The 2,275-nt window shown below is 45.0% G+C and carries 1 protein-coding gene and 13 tRNA genes; all 14 read left to right on the top strand.

The features are described 5' to 3' along the window. The first annotated feature begins 22 nt into the window (after positions 1 to 22). The 14 genes from E6139_RS22845 (at position 23) to E6139_RS22780 (ending at position 1,955) form a co-directional block, all read left to right on the top strand. Positions 23 to 96: transfer RNA gene (locus E6139_RS22845), tRNA-Asn, on the top strand. 54 nt (positions 97 to 150) lie between these two features. After that, positions 151 to 239: transfer RNA gene (locus tag E6139_RS22840), tRNA-Ser, on the top strand. Between the two features lie 16 nt (positions 240 to 255). After that, a tRNA-Glu gene (locus E6139_RS22835) sits at positions 256 to 327 on the top strand. A gap of 16 nt (positions 328 to 343) precedes the next feature. Then, positions 344 to 416 (top strand) — tRNA-Val (locus tag E6139_RS22830). Between the two features lie 3 nt (positions 417 to 419). Beyond that, positions 420 to 495, top strand: a tRNA-Asp gene (locus E6139_RS22825). A 32-nt stretch (positions 496 to 527) separates the two neighbouring features. Further along, positions 528 to 603: transfer RNA gene (locus E6139_RS22820), tRNA-Phe, on the top strand. Between the two features lies 1 nt (position 604). Next, a tRNA-Tyr gene (locus E6139_RS22815) sits at positions 605 to 685 on the top strand. Positions 686 to 693: 8 nt separating this feature from the next. Then, positions 694 to 764, top strand: a tRNA-Trp gene (locus E6139_RS22810). 13 nt (positions 765 to 777) lie between these two features. After that, positions 778 to 850: transfer RNA gene (locus E6139_RS22805), tRNA-His, on the top strand. An 11-nt stretch (positions 851 to 861) separates the two neighbouring features. Then, positions 862 to 933, top strand: a tRNA-Gln gene (locus tag E6139_RS22800). Positions 934 to 1,002: 69 nt separating this feature from the next. Further along, positions 1,003 to 1,073: transfer RNA gene (locus E6139_RS22795), tRNA-Cys, on the top strand. 24 nt (positions 1,074 to 1,097) lie between these two features. Further along, positions 1,098 to 1,181: transfer RNA gene (locus E6139_RS22790), tRNA-Leu, on the top strand. Between the two features lie 58 nt (positions 1,182 to 1,239). Further along, positions 1,240 to 1,312, top strand: a tRNA-His gene (locus E6139_RS22785). A gap of 139 nt (positions 1,313 to 1,451) precedes the next feature. Beyond that, positions 1,452 to 1,955, top strand: a complete 504-nt coding sequence (locus tag E6139_RS22780) for an isochorismatase family cysteine hydrolase (RefSeq protein WP_316405829.1) — start codon at positions 1,452 to 1,454, stop codon at positions 1,953 to 1,955. The last annotated feature ends 320 nt before the right edge of the window (positions 1,956 to 2,275 follow it).

Below are 2,275 nucleotides of genomic sequence, written 5' to 3'. Positions count from 1 at the left end.
ACGTCGCCGCGCTGATTATTCTTCCGGCATAGCTCAGTTGGTAGTAGCGCATGACTGTTAATCATGATGTCGTAGGTTCGAGTCCTACTGCCGGAGTTTCTCGAGAGAGAATAATAAACATAGAGTATTGGGCCTTTGTGCTCCTATCTTGGAGAGTTGTCCGAGTGGCCGAAGGAGCATGATTGGAAATCATGTAGGCGGGTATTCCTGTCTCAAGGGTTCGAATCCCTTACTCTCCGTAACATCTTTTTTACTGGCCCGTTGGTCAAGCGGTTAAGACACCGCCCTTTCACGGCGGTAACACGGGTTCGAGTCCCGTACGGGTCATTTAATTAAATAATATGGGGGTTTAGCTCAGCTGGGAGAGCATCTGCCTTACAAGCAGAGGGTCAGCGGTTCGAACCCGTTAACCCCCATTCGGTTCCGTGGTGTAGGGGTTAACATGCCTGCCTGTCACGCAGGAGATCGCGGGTTCAAATCCCGTCGGGACCGCCATTTTAATTAAAAACTTTAAACTATTATAATATGGCGCGGTAGCTCAGTTGGTAGAGCAACGGATTGAAGCTCCGTGTGTCGGCAGTTCGATTCTGTCCCGCGCCACCATGGAGGAGTAGCGAAGTGGCTAAACGCGACGGACTGTAAATCCGTTCCTTAGGGTTCAGTGGTTCGAATCCACTCTCCTCCATTTGTTTCAGGGGCATAGTTTAAAGGTAGAACAGCGGTCTCCAAAACCGTTAGTGTGGGTTCAATTCCTGCTGCCCCTGTTTTCTTAATATGGCGATCGTGGCGAAGTGGTTAACGCACCGGATTGTGGCTCCGGCACTCGTGGGTTCGATTCCCATCGTTCGCCCTTGTAATTATTGGGGTATAGCCAAGCGGTAAGGCAAGGGACTTTGACTCCCTCATGCGTTGGTTCGAATCCAGCTACCCCAGTTTTCTTGGAAAAGTATCAAGAAACTTTCTTGAAAAATACTTGTTCTAAGAAGAAAACAATAGTATAATGGCGGTATAGCCAAGTGGTAAGGCAGAGGTCTGCAAAACCTTCATCACCGGTTCAAATCCGGTTACCGCCTTAGTACTAGAATATTTATTGACATGCCGGCGTGGCGGAATTGGCAGACGCGCTGGACTCAAAATCCAGTGCCCTCACGGGCGTGCCGGTTCGACCCCGGCCGCCGGTATAAAGAGCTAAGATGTTATTTCATCTTAGTTTTTTATTTGAAATTAAATAGTACCATGGCGATCGTGGCGAAGTGGTTAACGCACCGGATTGTGGCTCCGGCACTCGTGGGTTCGATTCCCATCGTTCGCCCTAGTAGGACTCAGCAGAGATGCTGGGTCTTTTTTTTGAATAGAATTGGGTTCTATCGTGGTTACGAGATTGACTCTCCGGTAATGAGAGGGTTTAGAATAGATGTATCGAAAAGGATTTGCTTCTGGGAGAGGATTGAATGGGAAAGAAATTGCTGTTAGTTTTAGATGGGCAAGTAGGAGTATTGAATAGAACTATTTACAGGAAGGCTGAAATTATTTCAACTATAAATTCAGTTGTTGAATCATTTCAAAAGGCTCAGCAGCCGATTATCTTCACTAGACATACGAACAAGACGTCGTTAGCCGCTGAAGCAAAATCATGGACACTTGATTCAAGTATTCAGCGTCCTGATTCTGCAATTATCTTTAATAAGAAGAGAAGCAATATTTTTACAGAGCCTGATTTCGTAGAATTGTTAAAGAAACTTGAAATACAGGAGATATATGTTTGCGGATTTGTCACTAATGGCTGTGTTCAGGCTGCTTGTTTAGAAAGCAAATCCAGGGGATTTAAAACCTCACTATTAAAAGATGCCCATAGTACTTTTGTGAAGAACGCATGGACTGTAATCGAGGCATGGAACTTAAAATTGGCAGAAGCTGGTGTTGAAGTAATGGCTGCTTGTGAGGTAAGTGATTAAGTAGCAGGGAAATAAGTTGTTAATAATAGAAGCAATTTGTATTCCACCTGACGATTATGAAATAGGAACTTTTTTGTTCAACAGGAGGTTATATGGAAGGAGAGAGTTTCATCCAGCAGGAAGACGTATTATTGATACCAATCAAGCCGAATTTTTGCCGAGAGATTTCCTATTGATTCAACAGTTTTAGAAGGAATGGGAAATGGCTGTGATTGGGTAAGTGCAGACGGCGTTCTCAAAGAGCCACAAAAACGCTGTTTTTGCGCCAGACAAATCGCGTTTTTGTGAGCCAGTTAAATCGGAGAAAAGAGAGCCACTTG

The sequence above is a fragment of the Enterococcus sp. genome (assembly GCF_032555305.1).
Taxonomy (GTDB): Bacteria; Bacillota; Bacilli; order Lactobacillales; family Enterococcaceae; genus Enterococcus_A.
This window is presented reverse-complemented; position numbering and strand designations above follow the sequence as displayed.

Excerpts from the sequence above, each read along its gene's own strand:
- E6139_RS22780 (WP_316405829.1), top strand. The coding sequence starts at position 1,452 with ATGGGAAAGAAATTGCTGTTAGTTTTAGATGGGCAAGTAGGAGTATTG.